The following is a 25785-nucleotide window of genomic DNA, read 5'->3' on the forward strand; positions in this document are numbered from 1 at the left end:
TAGTGGCGACTATAACAGCGTGTTACTGCTTGTCACGTGGGGTGGGGCGCACATCGCCCGATTGTCGGCGCGCCCGGTCAATGAACTGAGCGCAAACAGCCGTGCAGCCAGCGCTAGATGCGCGGCGTGCGGGGTGGGTGGCCCATGAGGACGCGGCCGTAGGCCTCCAGCGCAGGGTCCAGCGCAGTGATGGCGTGCATGTTGATCGCTTGCAGATCGGACTGCACTCTGCCGATTCGGTTGGTGTCGCGCACGCCTTGCCCGCCGGTGGCCAGGTACAGCATCTCGACGGCCTCGAGGCAGCGGCGCACTCCGTAGGCACAGTCAAGGCGCACACGGGCCCGCATCGGGAGATCCATCTGGACACCGTCTTGGGCCATCGAATTGATCTGATCGGCGGTGCGTCGCAACAGCAGCTCGCCCTGGTCGACCAGCGAGTCGGCCTGAGCGAATTGACGATGGGTCAGCGCCCAGTCCGTCTGGCGCACATCCACGTGACTGACGACCTTGTGCTGGATCTCATCGGTGAACGTCGTCAGTGCGGCCCGAGCGGCGCCGACGGCAACGGGGGTCAGGGCAAACGCCAACGTCGGCATCAGCGCGCTGCGCTGGGCCCATCCCTGATTGCGATCCATGCCGGGTGTGCTGCCCGAAGCCAGCACAGTGCCTGGGACGAATCGATGCTCAGGAACGAACACATCGTCGACGATGACGCTGCTGCTGCCCGTGGCCCGCAGCCCGCTGGCATGCCAGTCGTCACGAAACGACAACTCGTCGGCCCGAACCACGAACATGCCCGTCGCGCTCGGATCCTCGGACCTGCCGTCTGGGCCGTCGATGTGGCCACCGAGGATCGCCCAATCGGCGCGGTCGATGCCTGAGCCGAAGGGCCAGAAGCCGCTGAGCCTCCAGCCGCCGTCCGTCGGCACTGCAGTGCCACGGTCGGTGAGCACGCCGGCGACGTAGGCATCTGGTCCGTCGCTGTACAGCTCCTCTTGGCACGCGTCCGGCCAGTGGCCGACGAGCCACGCGTGACCGTTGCCCACGCATGCCAGCCAGGCGGTGGACGGGCATCCCTTGGCGAGTTCTGACATCACCTCGAGGTAGGTGATCCAGTCGAGCTCCTGGCCGCCGTTCGCGAGCGGCTGGCCGATCGTAAGTAGCTCGGCGGCCCGAATCTCGGCGATGGCCTCCGCAGAGACTCGTCGTGCCCACGGATCGGCCGCGGCGCGCACGGCCAGCTTCGGAGCGATCTGGCGTGCCCGCTCGACGAGTTCTGGTCGGCGTTCGGACACGACGTGCTCCTCTTCGGGCGGTTCGACGGACCGAAGCAGCGCCGCCGCCGTGGTCATGCCGACTGGGCAGCCTCGTCGAGCCCGCTTGCCAGCGCGTTCCAGCCCAGCGTCGCACACTTGATGCGCACGGGAAACTTGACGACGCCGCGCAGCGCCTCGAGGTCGCCGAGCTTCAGGACGCGGGCGCCGGCCGAATTCCCGACCGCGGACCCTGGGTCCAATGGATCGTCCTGATCCTCGCCGCCGTCGCCGCCGATCGATTCTTCGTGGATCGACATCATCGCCTTGAACGAGCGCGTCAGGCCGCGAATCTCGCTCGCCGACTTGCCGATGACGGCTGCGGACATCATCGAGGCAGATGCTTGGCTGATCGAGCAGCCTTGGCCTCCGACTCGCAGGTCGACCACCGTGTCGCCGTCCAACTCGAAGGTGAGCACCACCTCGTCGCCGCACAGCGGGTTGAAGCCCTCGCTGCGGAGCGCGGGCGGGCTCTCCAGCTCGCCGCGATTGCGGGGGTTGCGGTAGTGGTCGAGGATGATCTCTCGGTACAGGTCTTCGAGGCCGGCCATGAATGTGTTGTCCCGTTGCCTTTAGTAGCCGAATAGCGCGCCGACTTCGTCGAGCGCGTCGGCCAGCGAATCAATATCGGAAGTGTCGTTGTACACGTACAGCGACGCCCGCGTGGTGGCGCTGACGCCCAGGCATCGCATGAGGGGCTTGGCGCAGTGATGGCCCGCTCGCACGCAGACACCGCTCTGGTCGAGCACTTGGGAGATGTCGTGGGGATGCACGTCCCGATACACGAACGAGAGCACTCCGCCGCGTTCGGCAGGCTCCGACGGCCCGTGCACGGTGATGTCGGTGCCGTGACGCTCGGTGAGGGTGCGCAGCGCATAGCCGGTGAGGCTCACCTCGTGGGACCGCACGGACTCCATGCCGATGTGCTCCAGATACCGCACCGCTGCACCCAGGCCGACGATCTCCGCGATCGGCGGAGTCCCGGCCTCGAACTTGTGCGGCAGCTCGTTGGGCCGGAAGCCTTCCTTGGTGACGTCGAGGATCATCTCGCCGCCGCCGAGGAACGGCGGCATGGCCTCGAGAAGCTCTGAACGCCCCCACAGCACGCCCACGCCGGTCGGGCCGCACATCTTGTGTCCCGTGAACACCAAGAAGTCTGCGCCCAGAGCGCCGACATCGGTGGGGAGGTGCGGCACGTACTGGCTTGCATCCACTGCGCACAGAGCACCGGCGTCATGAGCGGCGGCTGCGAGACGTGGCACCGGATTGAGCGTGCCGAGCACGTTGCTCATCGCCGTGACCGACAGCAGCTTCGCCCCGTCGAGCAGCCGGTCGAGGTCTGCGAGGTCGAGGTGACCGTCGGCGGTGATCGGAATCCAGCGGATCTCGAAGCCCCGTTCGGCGGCGAGGATGTGCCAGGGCACGATGTTGGCGTGATGCTCCATTTCGGTGAGCACCACCGCATCGCCGGGGCCCAGGTTGGTGCCGCCCCATGAGCGAGCGATCAGGTTCATTGCTTCGGTGGCGTTCTTGGTGAAGATGATCTCGCGGGCACTCGGAGCAGCGATGAACCGGGCGACGTCGCTGCGGGCACGTTCCATGCGCTCGGTGGCCTCGGCGGCGATCTGGTACGCGCCGCGGTGCACGTTGGCGTTGACGCAGCGGTAGTAGTCGTCCATCGCGTCGAGCACCGCATCGGGTTTCTGCGACGAGGCGGCCGAGTCCAGGTAGACGATCGGGTGACCGTGGACGCTGCGGCGCAGCAGCGGGAACTGCGACTTGACGTCTGTGCCGAGTGCGCTGCCCCTTTGGGCGACAGTCGCGCCGCTCACGCGGCCGGCCTCTGCTCGAAGGCTTCGTAGCCGTCACGTTCGAGTTCGGTGGCCAGCTCGGGGCCTCCCGACGCCACGATGCGACCGTCCACAAGGACGTGTACGTAGTCGGGTTCGATCTCGGAGAGCAGGCGCTCGTAGTGAGTGATGAGCACCACGCCCATCTCGGGCCGCTCGGTACGGACCTGCTGCAAGCCGGTCGCCACCACACGCAGGGCGTCGATGTCGAGCCCTGAGTCGGTCTCGTCCAGCACGGCTACCTCGGGTTCGAGCAAGGCCAGCTGCAGGATCTCGTTGCGCTTGCGCTCACCGCCGGAGAAGCCTTCGTTGAGGTACCGGTCCATGAACGACTCGTCCATGCCGAGCCGGGACATCCACGCGCCCATCGCCACGTAGATCTCGATGGCCGAGACGTCTTCGCCGCGCCGCGCCGAGACGGCCTGCCGCAGGAAGTTGCGCACCGAGACGCCGGGGATGTGTTGGGGATACTGGAATGCCAGGAACAGCCCAGCTTTGGAACGGGCGTCGGGATCCCATTCGGAGATGTCGTCGCCTCGGAAGCGGATCTCGCCGCCGGTGACCTCGTATTCGGGCGATCCCAAGATTGTGGTGGCAAGCGTGGACTTGCCTGACCCGTTGGGGCCCATGATGGCGTGACACTCACCCGCGTTGACCGTCAGATCCACGCTCTGGAGGATCTGCGGTCCCTCAACCGCTCGAACTCCCAAGCTGTCGATCTCGAAGAGGGGTGCGCCCCCTGCAGCGTCCGGCGCTAGGCCGCCCAGTGTCATGCGGCTCAGTGTATGGCTGGCCCCAAATGCCCCAACCGGGGCTCAGGTCGTAGACCCGCAGCCCTCAGTCCCAAAGGCTGCCGACGACGTCGAGCCAGAGCTGGGTGGTCAGCGCCAGCGACTCGACATCGATGCGCTCGTCGTTGCCGTGGAAACGGGCGCCGTAGTCGCCGCCGTCCAGCTCAGGGCTGAACAGTCCGGCGCCATAGGCGATGGCGCCCATGTCGCGGTACACGCGGGAGTCGGTGAACCCGATGATGAGCTGCGGGGTGAGCCGAGCCGTCGGGAAACGCCGACCCACCGCCACTTGCAGCGCGTCCCACAGCGGCGTCTCGACGCGGCTGACCGAGGCAGGGTCGTTCATGATGATCTCGACCTCGACATCGCCGGCCAGATCGCCGAGCGCCTCATTCAGGTGCGCCTGCACTTCCGCTGCGCCCTCGCCGGGCAGCGTGCGCACGTCCACCTCGATGTCGACGTGGTCCGGGATGACGTTGGTCTTCATAGTGGTGGGCGCACCGATGACGTTCGGCGAGAACGAGGTATGCGTGCACGAGTACAGGTGCGCTGCCACTGACGCGCTGGGATGGGCGTCGAGCCAGTCCTCGATGAGTGCCTCGTCCAGCATGATCGCCTTGGTCTCGTCGTCGGCGCCGAGCGTGTCGACCTGCTCGCGCCACAGCTCGTGGAACCTCGGCGGCGGGCGGTACTGCGAGATCCGGTGCACCACTGCGGCCGCCCTGACGAGGGCGTTTTCCTGCCGGAACGGTCGTGAGCCGTGCCCGGGTACGCCCCGAACCCGCAAGCGTCGCCAGGCCACGCCCTTCTCACCTACGTTCATGCCGATGAACGGAGCTTCGGCCGAGCCCGAGTGCAACCCGCCGTTCTCGGTCAGCACGTAGTCGGCACCGATCGCGTCCCAGTGGTTCTCGGCCATCCAGCGAGCGCCGTAGGCCGAGCCGGCCTCCTCGTCGGCGCAGGCGAAGTAGATGAGGTCGCCCGCGGGCCGGTAGCCCGTCTCGGCCATATGCCGGAAGGCCACCGCCATCGACGACGTGAGGTTCAGCATGTCCACCGCGCCGCGGCCCCACACCTCCCCGTCGATGAGTTCGCCGCCGAAGGGATCACGGTTCCAGCCGTCGGGATTGACCGGCACCACGTCGGTGTGGCCCATCAGGCACAGGGTGGGCGCGTTTGGATCGCTGCCTTCGATGCGGGTGACGAGCGACCGCCGGCCCGGAGCCGCATCGAACACCTCAAGATCCAGGCCAGCGCCATTCAGATACGCCTCAATGGTGTCAGCGTTGCGAGCCTCGCCCCCGGACTCCGCTGTGCCGTAGTTGACGCACTCGTTTCGGATCAGAGTCTGCAGCAACTCGACGGTCTGGCCGGTACGCCGGTTCTCGTCGCTGGTCCCGGCAGTGAATGACTGGCTCATGGGCTGCAACCTAGGCGGTGCCTGTGATCGAATGACCCGATGGACACGAGCTCTGGGGACGAAGCAGGCATCTGCGGGCTGACGGCGACGCACATGGCGGCGATGCTGTCGAACGGCGAGATCTCGGCGCGTGAGTTGCTGGCAGCGCACCTCGAACGCATCTCGCAGGTCAATCCCGCCGTCAACGCCATTGTGACGTTCACACCGGAGCTCGCGGCCGAACGGGCGGCTGCGGCCGACCAAGCGCACGCCCGTGGAGAGTCGCTCGGGTTGCTGCATGGGTTGCCGGTGGCGCACAAGGACTTGGCGCTCACAGCTGGTGTCCGCACCACGATGGGCTCACCGCTGTTCGCCGACTTCGTCCCCGATATCGATGCGCTGGTGGTGGAACGTCAGCGCCAGGCGGGCGCGGTGATGGTCGGCAAGACCAATACGCCTGAGTTCGGCGCTGGTTCGCACACGTTCAATCCGGTGTTCGGCATCACACGCAACCCCTATGACCTCGCAAAGACGTGCGGCGGTTCCAGCGGGGGAGCAGCGGTTTCGCTGGCGACCCGGATGCTGCCGCTGTGCGATGGCTCCGACCTTGGCGGCTCGCTGCGAAATCCTGCCGCGTTCTGCAACATCGTTGGCTTCCGGCCATCCCCAGGACGGGTACCGTCAACCACCTCGCAGGACGCATGGTTCCCATTGGCGGTCGAAGGCCCGATGGCCCGGACCGTGGCCGACGTGGCGTTCTTCCTGCGAGCGCTGGCGGGCCCCGATGACCGCTCGCCGGTGTCGAATCAGGAGTCGCCGGAGGTCTTCGCAGGTTCGCTGGAGCAAGATCTGCGCGGTGTGCGGGTGGCGTGGTCGCCCGATGCTGGCGGGCTGCCGATCGATCCTGCGATGCGAGCCGCGACGGCGAACGTGCCTGATGTGCTCAGCGACTTGGGTTGTGAAGTTGTCGAGGCCTGGCCCGATCTGTCGGATGCCCCGCACATCTTTCAGGCCCGTCGTGCCTGGACGTTCGCCGTCGGTTACGGGCCACTGCTCGAACGGCACCGAGACCAGCTCAAGGACACTTTGGTGTGGAACATCGAACGAGGCCTGTCGATGTCAACTGCCGAATACGCAGATGCATGCCGCCGCCACACCCAGCTGTTCGCCAGCGTCGATGCGTTCATGTCACCTGATGGCGGCGGCTTTGCATACCTGGCGTGCCCCACCACTCAGGTGCCCCCGTTCGATGTCGAGATCGAGTACCCCACCGAAATCGACGGTGTCGAATTCGAGACCTACATCGACTGGATGCGCTCGTGCAGCGACATCACCGTCACGACCCATCCCGCCATCTCGGTGCCCGCTGGCTTCACCACCGATGGCCTGCCCGTCGGTCTGCAGCTCGTCGGCCGCCATCGCGCCGACCGCTCGGTGCTCGAATTGGCCCACGCCTGGGAGTCCGCCACCCGCCACATCGACGTGCTCCCGTCACTGTCCTCAAAGGTGAATGGGACACATGATTTGGGGACAGATGTCGCCTTGCCTTAGGACGGCGTTTCGACGTGAGCACCCGGAAATGCCCGAGGTAGCGGATCGACGCCGAACGTGCTGTGAAGCGTCGGTTGCATCGGGTCGAACCTGATCTTCTGCAGATCGAGAGCGGCGAGCGGGTCGTCGTCAACGCTCAGCCAATCGAGTTCTCGGAGCCATATCGGTTCCAAGACTGCCCTAAGTGAACCCGTCAACCTCGACCCTGCACGTACCCGGACCACTGCCGCCTCCATCTTCCCGAGTGCATAGATCGCCCACTGCTGGGCGGGTTCGCCCAGTTCGTACGCGTCGAGAAGGGTGTCGACGGATCGACTCCGGGCGAGCACATTCGCAGCGGTCGCTGCTCGGCGCTGATTGCGACTGCCCAACCAACCCATCAACGTCTCTCGCGTCGCGTCCGAAACCGTATCGATTGCGCCAACGGCGTGAACAGCGACGAGAAGATTGACGTTGAGCATGATTGGCAACAACCGTTCAGGATTCGCGGAGGCACCCTGGCCGATGCCCCAAGCTGCCGCTGCTCGCACATCCTCGTGAAGGTCGTCGCGCCCAGCGATGTCGCATAGAGCGTGAACTGCCTCGAGTGCCGGCACTTCCGTGAGTGCGAGTACAGCCTCCATGTGCTGCTCCCGGTCATCCGTGACGTTGATCGTGGCTGCGACTTGCGGCACCCAGCGTTGCGGGTCATTTCGAGCGAGCGCGACGTTTGCTTCGAGCCGGACGCGCCAATCTTCCCTCTCGTCCTGTGCAACCTGGCTCAATCGTTCGGCAGCGCCGACTCGGCGCAGAATGCCAGTTGCCCTCACCGCCGCGAGACGCTCGACGGGGTCTGCGTCGTATAAGGCTGCTGCCGCATCCCAGATAAGCCCGGGGCACACAAGAGACAGAGGTGGCTCGGCGATGCCGGCGACAATGCGGCTATCGGGTTCGAACGTGTCCCCCGGGAGCAGGTATCGGAAACGCTTGCCCGCCCACTTGCGCCAATGCCAATAGAGCCGCTGCTTTCCCGCGTTGTCGACGACCACGATCCGGTCTTGGTCGTCGACCCCCTTGAATGTGCCCCCGTAGCGCGGCACCCAGCACGGCCAAGTCATCGTCACTTCGGAACCCTCAGATGCTGCCTTGGGGTTCGAGCGACGAGCATGTTGAACGCTGGCGCGCAGGGCTGCTGTGGAGAACCACTCTGGTTCTGCTACTTCGGGCGGAAACGCCCCTTGTGGCGATTCCACTCGCATGAAGGCAAACAAGTCGGAATCACGCATCCCGCCGTCGTCCCATCTACGACCGGGGGTATCGGAGTGCGACAGCACTATCCCGAGCTTCGACTTTGCCTTAGCCTCGACTCTGACACCGCAGCGGACACACAAGAGATCAGGGAGACGAAGTCGCTTCACCTTGGATTGCCACACCTTGTTGGCCATCGCGTAGCGCTCCAGCTCAATCGGCTGGTGGCCAAAGCGTTCCCGTAGGACGTCGGCTGCGACTGCGGTGCCGACGGCACCCATCGCAACGAATCGGGCGAAGTCGCCGTCTTCCTTGAAACCCATCGCTGCGCCTGCTCTCTCCGGCATGATGTGACGCATGCCCCGACGCGCTCACGCTAGGGCCGCCTCCAACGGACAGGTCGGACCCTTCGGCCCTGCCCGCGAGGTGGCGCACCCTTTACCCGCTTCTGTCGCTGTGAAGCGTTCCGACCCTGTGTACATGGCACACGCGTACCTGACGAAGGTGCCTGTGACGGCGGTCATCCCGTTCATCGAGGCCATGACAGCCCCAGGGGACACCGTGCTTGATCCCTTCGCTGGGTCTGGCATGACCGGCGTGGCGGCCCTCGCATCGGGTCGCCGCGCCCGTTTGTTCGATGTGTCCGTGCTCGGACGGCATATCGGCAGCAACTATGTCAATCTCGTCGACGCTGGGCCGCTTCGGCGTGACGGCCGGGCGGCTGTCGAGCGGGCACGTAAGGCCGTCGGCGACCTCTACCGAGTGACCTGCGCCTCGTGCGGAGAACTTGCTGAAACAGCGAAGACGATCTGTTCGTTCGTTGTCGAATGTGGCGGTTGCGCTGCCCAGGTCAACTACTACGAGGCTCTTGAGGACGCCGATTGGAACAAGGCGGCAATGAGATGCTTCCGCTGCGGAGCGCCGATCAGCAGCCGTTCGTTGCGGTTGCGTGAGGAGCCTGTTGTTGACTCAATCGTGTGTCCCTGCTCGAGCACACAGATGGAACAACCTTGGTCGGAACCGCTTGCGGCACCGGCAAATGGCTCACCGTGGCCCGATGTCGCGATCGAATCGAATCGTCAGATGTACCAGGCCTCGGCACTCGGGCGTCACCGCCTCACGTCGACAGCGTCCTTCTTCGGCCGCCGGAACCTGTGCGCGCTTGCGGCCCTGCGTGATGCAGTCGAAGCAACAGATGACGCCACCATCCGCGGAAAGCTGCGATTTGCGTTTACTGCGATCTTGACCCGCGCCAGCAAGCGGTACCAGTGGTCACGCCAAAGACCTCTGAATGCGGCCAACGCGAACTACTACATCGCGCCTGTCTTCTACGAGTGGAACGTGTTCGACCTGTTCACCCGCAAGGTCGACGCGGTGGCTCGATCCGACGAGTGGATACGAGCACAGCGACGCGAACGTGGACTGGTAGCGGTATCGAGGGAGCATGCCGTCCGGTACGACGTCGGAAGCGCGACATCACTGCCCCTCGAGGATCAATCCGTCGACTACGTGTTCACGGATCCGCCATTCGGCTCAAACATCTTTTACTCGGACATGAACCTGTTCCACGAGGCCTGGCTGCCGGGTCAGCGGCTGACGGATCCAGGACTCGAAGCTGTCGTTGACAGGACCGACACGGGTTCGTTTCGCTCGCCAGATCGATACGAATCGATTCTGACGGAGGCGCTGAGCGAGTGTCGCCGCGTGCTCAAGCCGAATGGCTATATCACGATGCTCTTCGGCAACAGTAGCGGAGGTGTCTGGAGGATCTTGCAGCGGGCGATCGCTCAGGCGGGGCTTGTCGTCGTGCCCGAACTCATCGCGACGCTTGACAAAGGCCAGCGTTCCGTCAAGGGCCTCGCTTCTGGTTTCGAGCACGTATCAACCGTCGACCTCATGTTGACGTTGAGCAGCGGGTGTTCGTCAGCGGCAGTCGTGGTCCCAACATCGGCGGAAGTCGAAGGCGTTGTGCGGGACATCGTTTCAACCACGGAACGACTCAGCCCGAGCCAGTGCTACGTCGAGGCGGTTCGCGAGGGATTTCGACGCAGCTGGGACTTGTCGGTGATCGATCTCAGCGCCGTGACCAAACTGCTTCGCGATGCTGACTACGAGGTTGACAAGCGGACCGGCATGCTGCGCCAGCGGGTGAGCGGCTGAATACCCGCCGGTGCTTCAGCCTCCGAAGGGTGCGATGACCAACCGGGCGGTGGCGACAACGTGCGGGTCGCAGGTGCAGTTCCAGCACGGCTCTCCGCAGATAGTGCATGAGCCGTCTTGCTCACTGCACGGGCGTCCTTCCATGTCGAACGTCAGGTTGAGGGGCGACGCAGGGTCGATGTCCGCCGACTCGGAATTGTCCATGATGCCGTCCCACTGCATCAGCAGGTTGACTTTGTTGGGAAAGGTCGCCGTCTCGTGCCCGGCGGCGACCCACGACAGAACCTCATCGGCGATCTCGGACATGAGCGCGCGATCCTCGGTGGTCATCGTGCCGTCGCGCATCTCAACATATCTCTGGCCTGCCATCCATGGACGTAGCTCCTCGTCCACTTCGGCCGACAGGTAAGTGTGCTCGTTCGCAAGTTCGCCGTCGGGTCCGAACACTCCGACACGAGCTTCGAGACGAATCGGGCGACTTGTTGTGCTGGCGCGGTCGAAGATCATGCATGGCCCCTTCCATTGGACACCGTGCAAGTGACAGCCTCGCATGACCCGCAGCGGTCATGTGCGATCTGGCAACGCTTCTGCAGTCCTCAAAGCCGGCGCTTTCGGCCAGTCTCTGTGTTCTCGCCAGGACAGATCGCTCGGGCAGGACGCTCGCTAGCCTGCCGCCCGTGTCCGAGGCGATGTCTGAGGGGTCAGCAACGGCGATTGAGGCCCATGGACTCGTCCGCGACTTCGGTTCGGTGAGGGCGGTCGACGGTGTAGATCTGCAGGTCCGCCAAGGTGAGATCTTCGGTTTCTTGGGACCGAACGGCGCTGGCAAGAGCACGACCGTGCGCATGCTGTGCACGCTGCTGCGCCCGACGGCGGGCACCGCCAGAGTTGCCGGTTTCGACGTGGCGAAGAACCCCGGTGAGGTGCGGATCCGCATCGGCGTCGCCATGCAGGACGCAGCGCTCGACGAGAAGCAGACCGGCCGCGAGATCCTTGACCTGCAAGCGCGGCTCTACGGGCTGCGCCCCGCCGACCGGGCTGCATCCATTGAGCGCGCCATCGACCTCGCCGACATCGGCGACGCCATCGATGCCCGTATCTCCACCTACAGCGGCGGCATGAAACGGCGGCTGGACCTCGCTGCGTCGCTGATCCATGCCCCTGAAGTGCTCTTCTTGGACGAGCCCACGACGGGCCTCGACCCGGTGAGCCGAACCCAGGTATGGGACGAGGTGCGTCGCCTGAACGACGAGCTGGGCGTAACGGTCTTCCTGACGACGCAATACCTGGAAGAAGCCGATGTGCTGGCCGATCGGGTGGCGATCCTGGCCGATGGGCGCATCGTGCAACAGGGCACGCCCACCGAGTTGAAGCGGGCCGTGGGCGCCGACGTGATCGTGGTGGATCTCGAGCCCGAAGACATCGCTCGCGCGGCGGAGGCAGCGAAAGCCGTGCCTCAGGCCGACGATGTGACTACGGGTCGCCATGGCATCACCATTGCGACTTCGGATGGCGCGGGGCTTGTCGGTGCCGTCGCGGTGGCGCTGGCCGGTGCCGATGTGCATCCAACAGCGCTCACCGTACGGACGCCCTCGCTTGACGACGTGTTCCTGCAGGCGACCGGCTACCGCATGGCCGCAGCCGAAGAGGCTGCGGCGCAGAGCACAGTCGCAGCCGAAGAGGCTGCGCCAGACCAGGCCGATTCGGTCGCCCCAGGCACACACCCCGACGGCGTGCGCGTCGCAGCGGGAGGCGGGTGATGACTGAAGCCGCTGTCGCCCCGGGGGGAGGCCTGACTCACGGTGTCGGCTTCCTGACCGACATAGCGACAATAGCCAGGCGGGCTGTCCGAAGCGTGTTGCGCGAACCCGAGTACCTGATTCCGACGCTGATCATCCCCGTCTTCTTCTTTGTCGTGAATACCGGCGCCTTGGAGTCGTTCGTGGAGGGACAGGCGCCTTCGGGGAGCAATGTCGGCCTCGACTACCGGGCGTTCCAGCTTCCGGTCGCGATCATCTTTGCTGTCACGGGCATTTCTCGGGCGAGCGTGCTCGTGATCGACATTCAGTCCGGCTATCTCGACCGGATGCTCGTAACGCCGATCCGCCGGTCCACGCTGCTGTTCGGGCTGATGGTGGCTGACATCGTGATGGCGCTCGGACTGGCCCTGTTCGTGGTCGCGATGGGCCTCGCCTTCGGAGTGTGGTTCGAGACCGGCTTCTTGGGGTTCTTGGTCTTCTTGCTGCTCGCAATTGCCTGGAGCATTGCGTACAGCGGCATCCCCTACACGGTTGCGCTGCGCACCGGGAATCCGGCCGCGGTGAACTCGTCGTTCTTGATCTTCTTCCCGTTTGCGTTCCTGACGCCGTCATTCCTGCCTCGAGAGCTGATGTCAGGCTGGCTTCGCACGGTGGCGGCGTGGAACCCGGTCACCTATCTCATGGAGGCGATGCGGGCGATCCTGTTCGAGGGCTGGGACGGGCTCATGATCCTCAAGGGAGCCGCCGCCATCGTGGGGCTCGCCATCGTGACCTTCTACATAGCGTTCAGGTCGCTCGGTCGCCGAGTGGCGACGGGTTAGACACAGTCGCCGAGTGGCGACGGGTTAGACCCAGCGACTACCAGCCTCGGTCGATCCACTCCTGCAGGTGCGGCGACTCGTTGCCGATGGTCGTGTCCGCGCCGTGGCCGGGCAGCACGAGCGTGTCGCCGGAGAACTTCGAGAACATCCGGCCTTCGATGCTGCGGATGATCTGGTCGAAATCGCCGCCGAAACCGGTGGCGCCGGGACCGCCCGGGAACAGGGTGTCGCCCGTGAACAGCAGCGGCGTGCCTTCCACGTGGAAGCTCATCGAGCCCGCAGTGTGACCGGGGTTGTGGATGGTGCGGATGCGAAGGCGCCCCAGCTCGATGACCGAGTCGTCGGCGAGAATGAAGTCGTAGCTGGGCAGCATCGAAGCGTCTTCGGCGGTGATGCCCACTTCGATGCCGGCGTCGCGAACTGCCGGCACCGCCTGGATGTGGTCCCAGTGGCCGTGCGTCTCGACGACCTTGGTCACACCCAACGCCCGGCACACCTCCAGCAGGCGCTCGTGCTCGTTCGCGGCGTCGATCAGCATCGCCTCGCCGGTCTCGGTGCAACGGATGGTGAACACGTTGTTGTCGAAGTCGTCGGGGAATCCGTGGGGCAGGTCGCCGTCGACGGGACGCACGACCTCCTTGTGGACCTCGATGCCGGTGGCGGACCAGTGCAAAGCCATGGCTGCATCCTAGGAGCGCGACGGCCAGCGAACAGATGCCCCCGCAGGCGGCTAGGCCTCGTCGACGCGCACGTTGATGCGGTGCCAGCCTTCTGCGCCGTCGGGCCGGGGATCTTTGGGGCCTTGCGGCTGGGTCATGCCGGTGCCGTCGATGGCACGCACTTGCAGGGTGTGGTCGCCCGGGGTCGGTGTCCAGGCGAGGTGCCACTGCAACCAGCTCTCGTCGCCGAGCGCCTCGCCCATCTCGCATCGCTGCCACGGTCCGTCGTCCACTCGCAGCTCCACGCCGCTGATGCCCCGAGTCGGCGCCCAGGCGATGCCAGCTACCGCTGCGGGCACACCGGGCGCAAGGCGATCACCGCCGTCGGGCACGTCGATGCGGCTCTGCGTCTTCATGGGGCCGCGCTTGGACCAGCCACGGGGTACCCAGTAGCCGTCGAAGCCGTCCCACGTCGTGAGGTTGATCTCCTCGATCCACTTGACGGCGGACACGTAGCCGTACAGGCCCGCAACCACCAAGCGAGCCGGGAAGCCATGTGAGGTCGGCAACGGCTCGCCGTTCATGCCCACAGCGAGAATCGCGTTGCGACCGTCGTAGAGGAGGTCGGTGGGGAAGCCGGCAGTCCAGTCGTCGACGGAGCGGCCGACGACTTGGTCGGCACCCGGTTGCACTCCGGCGCGCTCGAGCAGTGTCACGAGCGGGATGCCGGTCCAGGTGGCATTGCCCACCAGGCGCCCGCCGACGCGGTTCGACACGCACGACAGGGTGATCACGTGCTCGCTGAGGTCCATCGCCAAGATGTCGTCGAGCGTCAGCTCGTAAGGGTTGTCGACCATGCCGGTGAAGCTGAGGCTCCAGTTCGCCGGGTCGACCTGTGGCACGGTCAGCGCCGTGTCGATCCGGTAGAAGTCGTCGTTGGGAGTGAGGTAGCTGGAGATGCCGGCAACTTCGTTCAGAGTGTCGAGCGCAGCCACCTGAGACATCAACGAGCGCTGAGCGGCGGTCGTGGCGCTCGGCGTCGCGGTCGCACCAGGTGGCGCTGCGGTCGTTGGGGGGCTGGCGCCGCTGAGGTCGATGGAGGCACGAGCGGTCTCTGCGGCTGAGGGGCCGCGCACGCCGCGGCCGAGAGCGACGAGCCCGACCGCAGCCACCCCGGCTCCGCCGACTCCCACGAGGAACGCACGGCGGTTCGTGTCGAGAGGTTCAGGGGCGGCGGTCTCGCTGGGCGGGGCGGCGTCCGGCTCGTCGGGACTCGCTGCAGTGGTTGTTGCGGACGTTGCGCCAGCTCGGGCGTGGGGTGCGAGCCGCAGCAGCAACAGCAGCGTGCCGGCGCCGAGTGCAGCGGCACACAGCGCCACGATCCACGAGCCGATGAACGGGCTCATCGGGTTGCGAGCGGCGGTCCAGCCTCCGACCAACGCGAACGCAGCGAACCCCCCAAGCGGTGCCCGATGACTGCGCTGCCACATCGCAGTCGTGCCCAGAAGGCCGCCGATCACCAGCGCGACGCCGACGATGCCGATCGCGAGCACCGCCTTGTCCTTCTCGCCGAAGAGCTCGATGCTGAGCTTGACCGCCCAGTCCGGCGAATAGTCCACGAGCGCCTCGCCGACGGCCACGACGAGCGAGGGGATCGAGTCGAACAGGCCGTCCATGAGTTCGCCGAAGGACAGCGCAACGGCCGCGCCTGCCATGCCTGCCGCCAGCCCGACGCTGGCGCCGGGCTGGCGGACAAGCCGGCGCGGACTCCTGGCATTCCTTGTCGCGCCTGACGCTGCGGTTTGGCTGGACCCGTCGCTCATTCTCGTACCGCCTTGGCTTCCTTCGGCGCCGTGGCCGAGTTCTTCTGACGCCGGAATGTGCGGTCAGACTTGCCGCGTGCGTTGTTCCCGGAGTCCATCACGAAAGCTAACGCCCCACCCGCACAACTGGTTCCGCCCTACGAGTGCGCCCCACGAGTGCGACTGTGCGTCGTGCCCGATGTTGGCTGAGTGAGCCTCTTGGGCCACAGGATGATAGAACTTCGCCTGTCCATTGCACAGGTTGCACCGGCCCCGGAGGCGCGTCCGTGAACTTCGCATTCACCGAGGAGCAGGAAGAGCTCCGCAACTTCGTTCGCTCGTTCCTCGAGGAGAAGTCCCCCGAGACCGCGGTGCGCGAGCTGATGGAGACTGACGACGGCTTCGACCCGGCGGTTTGGTCGCAGATGGCTGAGCAGCTCGGCCTGCAAGCGCTCGTCATCCCCGAGGAGTACGGCGGCCAGGGCGCCAGCTACGTCGAATTGGGCATCGTGCTCGAGGAGATGGGGCGCAGCCTGCTGTGCGCGCCCTACTTCTCGACGGTCGTGCTGGCAGGCAATGCGATCCTGCATTCGGGCAACGAAAAGGCCAAGGAAGAACTGCTGCCGGGCATCGCCTCAGGCGAGACCATCGCCACGCTGGCGCTCGCTGAGCCCAGCGGCCGCTGGGACGAAGACGGCATCGAGGTCGAGGCATCTGACACCGACGATTCGGCGACGATCAGCGGCGAGAAGATGTTCGTGACCGACGGCGGCACCGCGAACCTGTTCGTTGTTGCGGCTCGCTGCGAGGGCGGAATCCACCTGTTCACCGTCGACGGCGACGCCACGGGATTGAGCCGCGAGAACCTCTCGACCATGGACCAGACCCGCAAGCAGGCGCGCATCACGTTCGACAACACGCCGGCGAAGCACCTCTGCGACACCGACGGATTCGCCTATATCTCCCAGGTGCTCGACCTTGCGGCTGTGGCCCTCGCGAACGAGCAGGTCGGCGGAGCGCAGTACGTGCTGGACATGGCCGTCCAGTACGCCAAGGACCGCGTGCAGTTCGGACGCCCGATCGGCTCCTTTCAGGCCATCAAGCACAAGTGCGCTGACATGCTGCTCGAGGTTGAGTCGGCGAAGTCGGCTGCGTACTACGCGGCGTGGTGCGCGTCGGAGATGAACGACGAACTGCCCTCGGTGGCGTCACTGTCCAAGGCGTATTGCTCGGAGGCGTATTTCCACTGCGCCGCAGAGAACATCCAGATCCACGGCGGCATCGGCTTCACCTGGGAGCACCCGGCGCACTTGTACTTCAAGCGTGCCAAGAGCTCTGAGCTGATCTTCGGCGATCCCGCCTACCACCGAGAGCTTCTGGCTCAGCGCATCGGTCTGTAACCCGGCACAAGCCCTCGCACTCGCCGAGAGCAGGGCTGTACAACCCGCTTCTGTCGAGGAGTGCAACGTGATCGTTGCGGTCATCGCGATCTCGCTGGTGATCGGCTTCATCGTTGCCGCGGGCGTCGTCGGCACTCAGGCGCAACGGCTCGCACGGCAGCGACGCGAGCCCGTCTGGCGTCTCGCCGAGGCAGCGGATTTCGTGGCGCAGCGCCTGCCGTTCGACGTCGCGGCCTCGCTGCGCGGCCACGAGCTCTCCGCACTCCTGCGCGGCCACCTCAATCAGCTGCAATTCGGTGCGGACCCCGAAGACGAGCGCGCCCTCGACGGACCCGACAGCGAGGCCCCGTCGGTCACTGAGCACAGCTCGTCGGCCGCAGATCTGTACCGAACGGTGCGACAAAGCGGTCTCGAGGTTTCCTTGGACGATGTCGAAGCGGTGGTCGAGGCGCACCTGGACTACCTGCGACGCATTGGCGCACTGGCGGCAGTCAACGATCCAGGCGACTCGGGCACCTGATCGGTTCGCACCGCAAGCTGAGCGCCGATGCGAGCAGCTGGGCCCGCGGAGGGCAGAATGAGATCCATGGATATCCCCAGGGAGCTGCACGGTCTCCGTTACGTCGGCGACAAGCGCAACCAGGTCGTGTACGACATGGAGGCTGAGTTGACAGATCCGAGTTCCGAGGCGCAGCTGGTCGCAGCCGTCGCCGACATCGTGGCCGCGCAGTCCTACGCCGCATTCGGACCCGACGAGTTGTCTGAGGCGCGAAATCGCGGCTATCGCCTGTCGCGGCTCTGCCGGTAGGACCTGCGGATGCGCTCGATCGCGGTGCGGCCGCTGCCGCACCTTCGCCAGGGCGCTGCGCTGTGAGCACGACGGTCACACAGACCACGATCGAAGGCGGCCCGAATCTGGCTGCTCTGTTGGTGCGGCCCAAGCGATCGGTCGGCAGCGGACCGGCGGTGGTGCTGTGCCACGGGTTCCCCTCGATGCAGCGTCCAGGCGTGCCCAACCTCACCTACCAGCTGTTCGCGGAACGCATTGCCGAGGCGCAGGGCTGGACGGTGCTGGCGGTGAGCTTGCGTGGGTGCGGCGATTCCGACGGAGACTTCTCGCTGCTGGGCTGGATCGACGACGTCGGCCGCGCGATCGAGCATGTGCTGTCGCAGGGTTGCCGGGGCGTGTGGCTGGTCGGCTCGACGACCGGCGGGTCGCTGGCGATCCTGGCTGCGGCACGCGATGCCCGCGTGAGGGGCGTAGCGGCCATGGCTCCCCGCGCCGACTTTGACGACTGGGCCGGCGACCCCAAGGCGTTCCTCAGCCATTGTCGCAATGTCGGAGTCATTCGCTCCGGAGAATTCCCACGTTCAGTGAGCGCTTGGAACAAGGAGCTCAAGCAGAACCGCGCGGTGGATGCTGTGGAGCATCTCGGGGATCGGCCCCTGTTGATCCTGCACGGCATCAATGATCGCCAAGTTCCCTACGAAGAGGCCAGTCACCTCGCCTCGCGCCATCCGGATCCGGAACTGCGACTGATCTCCGGTGCCGACCACCGCATCCGACACGACCCCCGGGCAGTCGCCGTGCTGCTCGGCTGGCTCGAACGCCAAGCAGCCGCCCAATACGCCTAGCCCACTCCAAAGCAATCGCGGCGGCACCCGGGCCCGCCGTTGGGCTAGTTCGCTGCTTCGGGCTGGCGGGCGATCATCATGTTGGCGACCGAGCGGACGACTGTGTCGCCATGTTGATTGACGAGTTCGTGAGCCATTCTGAGGATGCCGCGGTCGGGCTTCGAGCGGCTTGGGCGCGCTTCCAGCACCTCAGCGACGAGCGTGAGGCGGTCGCCCGGGTAGACGGGCGCCAGCCAGCGCAACTCGTCCAAGCCGGGCGAGCCCATGCTGGACGGGCCCAGGAAGTGGTCGTTCAGCAAGCGCATGATGATCGAGCCCGTGTGCCATCCCGAGGCGATCAGGCGGCCATAGAAGGTGTTGCGAGCAGCTTCGGGGTCGGTGTGAAACGGCTGCGGGTCGAACTTGCGACCGAATTCGATGATCTCTGCTTCGTCGATGGTCGTAGTACCGAACGTGAACCGTTCGCCGGCCTCGTAGTCGTCAAACCACCGTTGCGGGCACGGCAGGTCGCTGGGCATCGGGTCAGTCTGGTCGCTGGCCGCGAGCGGTGCTGTGATCAGTGAACCGATGCCGACCAAGGATCTGCGCTGTCGACGGCGAGGCCGTACCGCTTGATGGCCTCGGCAGCGACACGGGCGTCGATCTCGCCGAGTTCGGCAAGGCGCCACAGCACGGCCACGACGATGTGCTCGGAGGTCACCTCGAAGTGCTCACGCAGACGGGTGCGAGTGTCGCTTCGACCGAAGCCGTCGGTGCCGAGCGAGGTGTAGTCCCGTCCGATCCACCGTGACACCTGGTCAGGCACGGCACGCATGTAGTCAGTGACCGCGATGACGGGGCCGAAGCCGTCAGCGAGCTGACGTGTGACGAACGGCACCTGCTGGGGCTCGTCGGGGTGCAGCGTGTTCCACCGCTCGCACGACAGCGCCTCTTCGCGCAGCGACTTGTACGACGTGGCGCTCCACAGATCGACCGCGACATCGTGCTCGGCAGCCAGAAGCTCCGCAGCCCCACGCGCCGCTCCCTGCGCTGCGCCCGAGAACATGATCGACCCGCTGTGTGCGCGGCCCGGTGCCGGGGGGGCGAATCGGTACAGCCCGGCCAGGAGATCGGGGACCCGCAGATCGTGGGGTTCGGGCGGCTGCACATAGTTCTCGTTGTAGATCGTCAGGTAGTAGAAGACGTCCTCGTTTTCGCCGTACATGCGCCGGATGCCGTCGCGGATGATCGTTGCGAGCTCGTAAGCGAACGCCGGGTCGTACGTCACGCACGGCGGCACGACCGACGCCAGCAGCGGCGAGTGGCCGTCCTGGTGCTGCAGACCCTCGCCCATGAGCGTGGTGCGGCCCGCGGTCGCTCCCATCAAAAAGCCGCGCCCGCGCATGTCCGCCAGCGCCCAGATCATGTCGCCGACACGCTGGAAGCCGAACATCGAATAGAAGGTGTAGAACGGCACCATCGGCACCCCACGGGTGGCATACGACGTGGCTGCTGCGGTGAAGCTGGCGAGCGCCCCGGCCTCGGTGATTCCCTCCTCGAGGATCTGGCCGTCAATGTGCTCGCTGTATGACAGCAACAGGTCGTGGTCGACCGGCTCGTACAGCTGTCCCTGGCTGGCGTAGATGCCCAGCTCGCGGAACAGCGAGTCCATGCCGAAGGTGCGTGCCTCGTCGGGAATGATCGGCACCACACGCTCGCCGAAGCCCTCTTCGCGTGTCATCGCCCGAAGCATCCGAGTGAACGCCATCGTGGTGGACACGGTCATCTTGCCCGACCCGGCCGCGAACTCCTCGAAGGGCTTAGAACTCGGCATCGGGAGCGGCTTTCGGCGCCAGTCACGAATGCGCTTCGGCAGCTCGCCCCCCAGCGCTCGGCGCCGGGCGATGAGGTACTCGTGCTCGGCGCTGCCCGGCTCGGGGCGGCAGTAGGGCGGATCGTCGGGGTCGAACTCGGCGTCGATCTCGTCGTGCAGACGCAGCCGGTTTCGGATCGTCATGAGCTGGGTCCGGCTCAGCTTCTTGATCTGGTGCGTCGCGTTGCGGGCCTCCAGATCAGGCCCCAATGTCCAGCCCTTCACCGTCTTGGTGAGGATGACCGTGGGGCTGCCCTCATGCTCGACGGCGGCCTTGTACGCCGCGTACAGCTTCTTGTAGTCGTGCCCGCCGCGCGGCAGCTGCTGAAGGTGCTCGTCGGACAGGTGCTGGACCATCTTGCGCAGGCGAGGATCAGGACCGAAGAAGTTCTCGCGGATGTAGGCCCCGCTCTCCACTGAGTAGCGCTGGTACTCGCCGTCGACGGTCTCGTTCATCTTGTTGAGCAGCACGCCGTCGTTGTCGCGAGCGAGCAACTCATCCCATCGTCCGCCCCAGATCACCTTGAGGACATTCCAGCCCGAGCCGCGGAAGTTGGCCTCGAGCTCCTGGATGATCTTGCCGTTGCCGCGCACCGGTCCGTCGAGCCGTTGCAGATTGCAGTTCACGACGAAAATCAGGTTGTCGAGTCGTTCGCGAGCCGCGAGGTGCAGCGCACCGAGCGTCTCGGGCTCGTCGGTCTCGCCGTCGCCGACGAAGCACCACACCTTGGACTCCGACGTGTCGTCGAGCCGGCGGTTGTGCAGGTAGCGATTGAAGCGAGCGTGGTAGACCGCCATGATCGGACCGAGGCCCATCGACACGGTCGGGAACTCCCAGAAGTCCGGCATCAGACGCGGATGCGGATACGACGAGAGTCCGGTGCGGCCGATCTCGCGGCGGAAATGCTCGAGGTCGGTGTCGTCGAGGCGACCTTCGAGATAGGCCCGGGCGTAGATGCCGGGAGCGGCGTGGCCCTGGATGTAGATGTGGTCGCCCGGCTCGCCGTCGTCCTTGCCGCGCCAGAAATGGTTGAAGCCCACGTCGTACAGCGCGGCCGAACTGGCGAACGTCGACAGGTGGCCGCCGATGCCGTCAGCCCACGAATTGGCGTGGGTCACCATGGCGACGGCGTTCCAGCGGATGTATGCGCGCAAGCGCTTCTCGATCTCCTCGTCCGCTGGGAACCACGGCTCGTCCTCAGGCGCGATCGTGTTGATGTACGGCGTCGACACGGTTGCCGGGAAGTCCACCTGCATCTCGCGGGCCTTCGTCATCAGACGCCGGATGAGGAAGCGAGCTCGGTTCTTGCCCCGTTCGTCGACGACAGCGGCGAACGACTGCAGCCACTCATCGGTCTCGTCAGGGTCAATGTCGGGTATCTGCTCGTGCAACCCGTCGAAGAGCATGGGGCCTAGTGTCGCACTTGGCCCGCGGTTTCGGCGCACGCGCCGCACCGATCGAGATACCGCGACACGGAGAGGTCGTCGCCCAGATGTCAGAGCAGGCTGCCGAGCAGTGAGCCCACCGGAGCGTCCCTCAGCAGACCCAGAGGTTCGCCACGTCTATACCGACGGCTCCTGCCTCGGCAATCCCGGGCCTGGGGGCTGGGCGTTCGTTGTCGACGGCGGACCGTGGGCCTGCGGTCACGAGCCGAGAACGACCAACCAGCGGATGGAGATCACGGCGGCTGCACAAGCCGTGGAGGCGCTGGACGGCCCGCTGCGAGTGGTGAGCGACTCGACCTACGTCGTGAAGTGCTTCAACGACGAATGGTGGAAGGGTTGGCATCGGCGGAACTGGCTGAACTCCGCAAAGAAGCCTGTGGCCAACCGGGACCTGTGGGAGCCGTTCATCGAAGCGGTGCAGGCTCGCGGCGACGTGGAGTTCGCATGGGTGAAGGGCCACTCCGGGCAGCGTCTCAACACAGCGGCCGACGTGCTGGCAGTGCACGCCGCTACGACCGGTCAGGGCCTCAGCGGGGGCCGCTTCGCAGACAGTGTGCTCGAGTTGGCATCCGACGACACCGCAGGGGGCGAGTCGGGCGATTCCGCTGAGCCCTTGCGCTCACGTGACCGCGGCACCAAGCCAGACCGCGAAGTCGCCGGTCACGTCGTAGCCGTGCTGGGCCACCGCCCGCCTGAGATCGGCGGATACGCCGAGAACCCCACGGCGCGCAAGGTGCTGCGACAGATCAGCGATGTGCTGGCTGCCAAGCGCGAAATGCACCCTGACCTTGTCGTCGCCACCGGCTTGGGACAGGGCGCAGAGACGATGGGTGCCGAAGCAGCGCTCGCTGCAGGAGTGCCGTTCGTGGCAGTGCTGGCGTTCGAAGGCATGGACGAGCGGTGGCCCCGCCCGTCGCGACACCGCTTCGCCGAGCTACGCGCTGCGGCTGACGCGCAGTTCGTGCTCGGCGGCGGACCGCCGCCCGACAGCGAGGCGTTCGGCAAAGCCATGCGGCGTCGCGACACCTGGCTGGCACGCAACTGCGACGAGGCCGTCCTGGTTCGTCGCGCCGACGATCGCACCTTGGCGAGCGTCCATCGCCAGCTCGAGACTGCGCTCGACGGCGATGTCTGGGTGATCGAACCCGACTGAGAAGACCAACGGTCACACAGGGCGCGGGCGGCTCGCCGTTCGGGCGGACTGCTCAGGCAGCCTCGTTTGGGCTCGTGTCGGGGCTCGTGTCGGGGCTCGTGTCGGGTGTTGCGGGGGGAGTCGTCTCGACAACGGCAGCCAGCCGCTCCAGCGTGGCTTCCATGGACGGCACGTTCTTCTTGTCATAGCCCGTGAGTTCCAGGAAACGGGGCCAGCGTGCTGTTCCCCAGACAAAGGTCTCGCGCACCAGTGTGCTGTCGTCGTCGGAAGGCTCAAGCTCGTAGCGCCAACGATGCCCGTTCCAGTGCGCCCAGGCGATCAACCGGTTCTCCTCGAATTCGAGGACACGATTCTTGACGGTGTAGGCGACGCCGAGACGCACGCGCACGCTGAACGTGCTGCCCAGCGTCAGCGGTGTGTTGCTGCTGGTCACTCGTACCAGCGTCCCCGAACCGTCTATCTCGCAGTGGCGGCTGGGATCGGCAAGGACGGCGAAGATCTGCGCGGCGGGAGCGTCGATGAGCCGCTCGACGCTGACGCTTTGCCGCTCGCTCATTGGGCTGGTTGCTGTGGGGCCGGTGAGAGGGCGTCGTCGACGATGTCGCCGGGAATGCCCCCGCCACCGCGCTCGACGCTTCCGTCGGCACGCACCAGCACCCATCTGGGCTGCGAAGTCACGCCGAGCCGGGACCACAGCTCGCCGGTCAAATCCGGGACTTGCGGGATGTCCTCGAGTCCGTGGTTGCTCACAAACTTGTTGTGTTCATCGAGCGAGTCATTTCCAGGGATGCCAACGATGAGCAAGTCGTCCCCGTGCTCGGCTTTCAGCTCTGCGACCGCAGGCGCCTCACGACGGCAGGCTGGTCACCACGGCGCCCAGAACCACAACAGCACGTCGTTGCCTGCCGCAGCGGCGACGTCGAACTGCTGCCCGTCGAGCTGCTGCGTGTCGAGCAGCAAGATCTCGGGCCGAGTCTCGGCAGGGGCGGCGCTGGCTGCCGTCGTCGTCGGCGCGGCAACGGCGTCCTGGCTTGTACCGTCACCGGAATCGTCACCAGCGTCCGCACTCGCCGCAGCGGCCGCTGTTGTTGCTGGCGCGGCCGCCGCAGCGGGAGCCTCGTCGCTCGGTGTGGCGTCCGTCGAGTCGTCGCTTGCGCCACAGCCGCTCAGGACGCCAACGAGGAGGCCAACTACGGCAATGGAGCCAACAAGACCCGTTCGGGCACGGTGCGCAGGCACGGTCACCGTGCCGATCCTATTGCGGTCCCAGCATGGGTCCCGGTCGACTGGGTGAGTACATTCGGCCGAGTGAGCACCCGGGCGTTGATCGCAACGGCCTTGGTCACGGGACTCGTGATTCTTGTCGCGTTCGCAGTGCAGGTGATGGTGGCGTTCTGAGGCTTGCAACCAATGCGGCGACGCGCAGTCGACCGATGCGACGGGGCGGACGAACGATTCGGCCGAGCGGCGTTACTCTCGACGCGCGATGACCGACACGGCAATTGAGACCGAGGTGTTCGACCTCGTGGTAGTGGGGGGCGGCCCCGCTGGCTATGCGGCGGCGCTGTACGCCGGTGCGGCAGGCCTGCGAGCCGCACTCGTCGAGCGGGATCGACTCGGCGGCACCTGTTTGCACCGCGGTTGCATCCCGGCGAAGGAACTGCTCGAGACCGCCGCCGTGTGGCGCACGGTCGCAAGCGCTGCCGAATTCGGCGTCAACGTCGAGCCGCCCGATCTGGACTTCGGCGTCTCGCAGACCCGCAAGCAGCGGATCGTCGACGGCCTCGAAGCAGGCGTGCGGGGCCTGCTCAAACGACGCAAGGTGGCCGTATTCGAAGGAACAGGCCGTCTGGAGCCCGACAGGACGGTGGTCGTCGAAGCCAATGGGCCCGATGGGGGCGACACCGACACGCTGCGGGCAGATCATGTCCTGCTGGCGGCGGGTTCGGTGCCGATCACGTTGCCCGGATTCGATCGCGACCCGACGCTGGTAATGACCTCGGACGAGGTGTTGGCACTCGACGAAGTGCCGGGCCGGGTTGCGGTGATCGGCGGCGGCGCTATCGGTTGCGAGTTCGCCTCGATGCTGAGCGATCTGGGCGCGGAAGTGACCGTGCTCGAGTACGCCCCGCAGATCGTCCCCGGCGTCGACGCTGACATTTCGAAGGCCCTCGGACGAGCCTTTTCGAAGCGAGGCATCACCGTTCGCACCGGTTGTCGCGTCACGGGCCACACGCCCACCGATGGCGGCGGCACCACGGTGAACTACACGGATGCCAAGTCGGCCGACGAAGCCCCCGACGCCCAGATTGAGGTCGACGCCGTGGTGGTCTCGGTGGGACGCCGACCGTTTGCGGACCATCTCGGGCTCGACGGCACCGAGGTGGCGGTGGACGACCGCGGATTCGTGGTCGCTGACGAGCTCTGCCGCACGTCCATGCCCGGCGTGTACGCCGTCGGCGATCTGATCAACACCCCGCAGCTTGCACACGTCGGCTTCGCCGAGGCGATCGTGGCCGTCAAGGACATCTTGGGCGAGGATCCCGCGCCGGTCGACTACCGCAACGTGCCGTGGGCGATCTACTGCCATCCCGAGGTGGCGTTTGCGGGTTTGTCCGAGGCGGCAGCCACCGACGCCGGTTTCGACGTGGTCACATCCAAGCACCGTTATACGGGCAACTCGCGGGCCATGATCGTGAACGACACCGAAGGCTTGGTGAAGGTCGTGGCCGAGCGCAATGCCGACGGCACCGCAGGGCGCATCCTGGGCGTTCACATGATGGGGCCATGGGTGACCGAGCAGCTCGGTCAGGGCTACTTGGCGGTCAACTGGGAAGCCACCGTCAGCGAAGTGGCAGAGCTGATTCAGCCCCACCCGACGCTGTCGGAGCTGTTCGGCGAGACGATGCTGTCGTTGACCGGGCGGGGGCTGCACGGATGAGGCCGTACCGCAGCCCGCGAACGAG

At 66.0% G+C, this 25785-nt stretch carries 24 protein-coding genes; 10 read left to right on the plus strand and 14 right to left on the minus strand.

The window, feature by feature from the left end; translation table 11 throughout:
* Positions 1-113 precede the first annotated feature (113 nt).
* From ACQY5K_RS00780 to ACQY5K_RS00800, 5 genes are all read right to left on the minus strand, one after another.
* Entirely contained in the window at positions 114-1352 is a 1239-nt protein-coding gene (locus ACQY5K_RS00780; protein WP_428119176.1) for an acyl-CoA dehydrogenase family protein, read from the minus strand.
* The gene (gene sufU / locus ACQY5K_RS00785) at positions 1349-1864 is read right to left on the minus strand and encodes a Fe-S cluster assembly sulfur transfer protein SufU (RefSeq protein WP_419922466.1); all 516 of its coding nucleotides are present in this window, start codon (positions 1862-1864) and stop codon (positions 1349-1351) included. The genes ACQY5K_RS00780 and sufU overlap by 4 nt, the downstream gene beginning before the upstream one ends.
* A gap of 21 nt (positions 1865-1885) precedes the next feature.
* A complete protein-coding gene (locus tag ACQY5K_RS00790) occupies positions 1886-3145 on the minus strand; it encodes a SufS family cysteine desulfurase (RefSeq protein ID WP_428119178.1) in 1260 nt (419 codons plus the stop codon).
* Positions 3142-3936 (minus strand): Fe-S cluster assembly ATPase SufC, encoded by a 795-nt coding sequence (gene sufC / locus ACQY5K_RS00795; RefSeq protein WP_428119180.1) that lies wholly within the window; start codon positions 3934-3936, stop codon positions 3142-3144. The genes ACQY5K_RS00790 and sufC overlap by 4 nt, the downstream gene beginning before the upstream one ends.
* A gap of 64 nt (positions 3937-4000) precedes the next feature.
* Positions 4001-5374 carry a M20/M25/M40 family metallo-hydrolase gene (locus ACQY5K_RS00800; protein WP_428119182.1) on the minus strand — a complete coding sequence of 458 codons (1374 nt, stop codon included), beginning with the start codon at positions 5372-5374 and terminating at the stop codon, positions 4001-4003.
* Between the two features lie 39 nt (positions 5375-5413).
* Here ACQY5K_RS00800 and ACQY5K_RS00805 point away from each other — a divergent pair, with 39 nt between their 5' ends.
* A complete protein-coding gene (locus tag ACQY5K_RS00805; RefSeq protein WP_428119184.1) occupies positions 5414-6904 on the plus strand; it encodes an amidase in 1491 nt (496 codons plus the stop codon).
* Here ACQY5K_RS00805 and ACQY5K_RS00810 read toward each other — a convergent pair.
* A complete protein-coding gene (locus tag ACQY5K_RS00810; protein WP_428119186.1) occupies positions 6901-8478 on the minus strand; it encodes a HEAT repeat domain-containing protein in 1578 nt (525 codons plus the stop codon). The genes ACQY5K_RS00805 and ACQY5K_RS00810 overlap by 4 nt on opposite strands.
* A 10-nt stretch (positions 8479-8488) precedes the next feature.
* Here ACQY5K_RS00810 and ACQY5K_RS00815 point away from each other — a divergent pair, with 10 nt between their 5' ends.
* The gene (locus ACQY5K_RS00815) at positions 8489-10291 is read left to right on the plus strand and encodes a DNA methyltransferase (protein WP_428119187.1); all 1803 of its coding nucleotides are present in this window, start codon (positions 8489-8491) and stop codon (positions 10289-10291) included.
* A 15-nt stretch (positions 10292-10306) separates the two neighbouring features.
* Here ACQY5K_RS00815 and ACQY5K_RS00820 read toward each other — a convergent pair whose 3' ends face one another.
* Positions 10307-10798 (minus strand): hypothetical protein, encoded by a 492-nt coding sequence (locus ACQY5K_RS00820; RefSeq protein WP_428119189.1) that lies wholly within the window; start codon positions 10796-10798, stop codon positions 10307-10309.
* Positions 10799-10968: 170 nt separating this feature from the next.
* On the opposite strand from ACQY5K_RS00820, the gene ACQY5K_RS00825 reads away from it, so the two are divergent.
* Positions 10969-12051: an ATP-binding cassette domain-containing protein gene (locus ACQY5K_RS00825; RefSeq protein ID WP_428119191.1), complete on the plus strand. Its 1083-nt coding sequence runs from the start codon at positions 10969-10971 to the stop codon at positions 12049-12051.
* On the plus strand, positions 12051-12872 hold the full coding sequence (locus tag ACQY5K_RS00830; protein ID WP_428119193.1) for an ABC transporter permease: 822 nt from the start codon (positions 12051-12053) through the stop codon (positions 12870-12872). The genes ACQY5K_RS00825 and ACQY5K_RS00830 overlap by 1 nt, the downstream gene beginning before the upstream one ends.
* Before the next feature lie 37 nt (positions 12873-12909).
* On the opposite strand, the gene ACQY5K_RS00835 is transcribed toward ACQY5K_RS00830, so the two are convergent.
* Both ACQY5K_RS00835 and ACQY5K_RS00840 read right to left on the minus strand, forming a co-directional pair.
* Positions 12910-13551 (minus strand): MBL fold metallo-hydrolase, encoded by a 642-nt coding sequence (locus ACQY5K_RS00835; protein ID WP_428119195.1) that lies wholly within the window; start codon positions 13549-13551, stop codon positions 12910-12912.
* 51 nt (positions 13552-13602) lie between these two features.
* Positions 13603-15354 (minus strand): molybdopterin-dependent oxidoreductase, encoded by a 1752-nt coding sequence (locus ACQY5K_RS00840; RefSeq protein ID WP_428119197.1) that lies wholly within the window; start codon positions 15352-15354, stop codon positions 13603-13605.
* Between the two features lie 266 nt (positions 15355-15620).
* On the opposite strand from ACQY5K_RS00840, the gene ACQY5K_RS00845 reads away from it, so the two are divergent.
* The 4 genes from ACQY5K_RS00845 to ACQY5K_RS00860 all read left to right on the plus strand — a co-directional run bounded on the left by ACQY5K_RS00845 (position 15621) and on the right by ACQY5K_RS00860 (position 18368).
* Positions 15621-16733 (plus strand): acyl-CoA dehydrogenase family protein, encoded by a 1113-nt coding sequence (locus ACQY5K_RS00845; protein WP_428119199.1) that lies wholly within the window; start codon positions 15621-15623, stop codon positions 16731-16733.
* A gap of 67 nt (positions 16734-16800) precedes the next feature.
* On the plus strand, positions 16801-17253 hold the full coding sequence (locus ACQY5K_RS00850) for a hypothetical protein (RefSeq protein WP_428119201.1): 453 nt from the start codon (positions 16801-16803) through the stop codon (positions 17251-17253).
* 66 nt (positions 17254-17319) lie between these two features.
* Positions 17320-17541 (plus strand): hypothetical protein, encoded by a 222-nt coding sequence (locus tag ACQY5K_RS00855; protein WP_428119203.1) that lies wholly within the window; start codon positions 17320-17322, stop codon positions 17539-17541.
* A gap of 62 nt (positions 17542-17603) precedes the next feature.
* Positions 17604-18368, plus strand: a complete 765-nt coding sequence (locus ACQY5K_RS00860; RefSeq protein ID WP_428119205.1) for an alpha/beta hydrolase family protein — start codon at positions 17604-17606, stop codon at positions 18366-18368.
* Positions 18369-18412: 44 nt separating this feature from the next.
* Here the strand turns inward: ACQY5K_RS00860 and ACQY5K_RS00865 are convergent, their stop codons facing one another.
* Entirely contained in the window at positions 18413-18886 is a 474-nt protein-coding gene (locus ACQY5K_RS00865) for a MaoC family dehydratase (protein WP_428119207.1), read from the minus strand.
* Positions 18887-18924: 38 nt separating this feature from the next.
* Positions 18925-21627: a pyruvate dehydrogenase (acetyl-transferring), homodimeric type gene (aceE, locus tag ACQY5K_RS00870; protein WP_428119209.1), complete on the minus strand. Its 2703-nt coding sequence runs from the start codon at positions 21625-21627 to the stop codon at positions 18925-18927.
* 109 nt (positions 21628-21736) lie between these two features.
* Here aceE and ACQY5K_RS00875 point away from each other — a divergent pair, with 109 nt between their 5' ends.
* Complete coding sequence (locus ACQY5K_RS00875) at positions 21737-22819, plus strand: RNase H family protein (RefSeq protein WP_428119211.1); 1083 nt, start codon at positions 21737-21739, stop codon at positions 22817-22819.
* Positions 22820-22871: 52 nt separating this feature from the next.
* Here the strand turns inward: ACQY5K_RS00875 and ACQY5K_RS00880 are convergent, their stop codons facing one another.
* From ACQY5K_RS00880 to ACQY5K_RS00890, 3 genes are all read right to left on the minus strand, one after another.
* A complete protein-coding gene (locus tag ACQY5K_RS00880; protein WP_428119213.1) occupies positions 22872-23375 on the minus strand; it encodes an SRPBCC family protein in 504 nt (167 codons plus the stop codon).
* Positions 23372-23569, minus strand: a complete 198-nt coding sequence (locus ACQY5K_RS00885) for a hypothetical protein (RefSeq protein ID WP_428119215.1) — start codon at positions 23567-23569, stop codon at positions 23372-23374. The genes ACQY5K_RS00880 and ACQY5K_RS00885 overlap by 4 nt, the downstream gene beginning before the upstream one ends.
* Before the next feature lie 114 nt (positions 23570-23683).
* Positions 23684-24064, minus strand: coding sequence for a hypothetical protein (locus tag ACQY5K_RS00890; RefSeq protein ID WP_428119217.1), 381 nt, complete (start codon positions 24062-24064; stop codon positions 23684-23686).
* Positions 24065-24305: 241 nt separating this feature from the next.
* Between ACQY5K_RS00890 and lpdA the strand changes: the two genes are divergently transcribed.
* Positions 24306-25760 carry a dihydrolipoyl dehydrogenase gene (lpdA, locus tag ACQY5K_RS00895; RefSeq protein WP_428119219.1) on the plus strand — a complete coding sequence of 485 codons (1455 nt, stop codon included), beginning with the start codon at positions 24306-24308 and terminating at the stop codon, positions 25758-25760.
* The last annotated feature ends 25 nt before the right edge of the window (positions 25761-25785 follow it).

This window comes from Candidatus Poriferisodalis sp., assembly GCF_965262965.1.
Lineage (GTDB): Bacteria > Actinomycetota > Acidimicrobiia > Acidimicrobiales > Poriferisodalaceae > Poriferisodalis.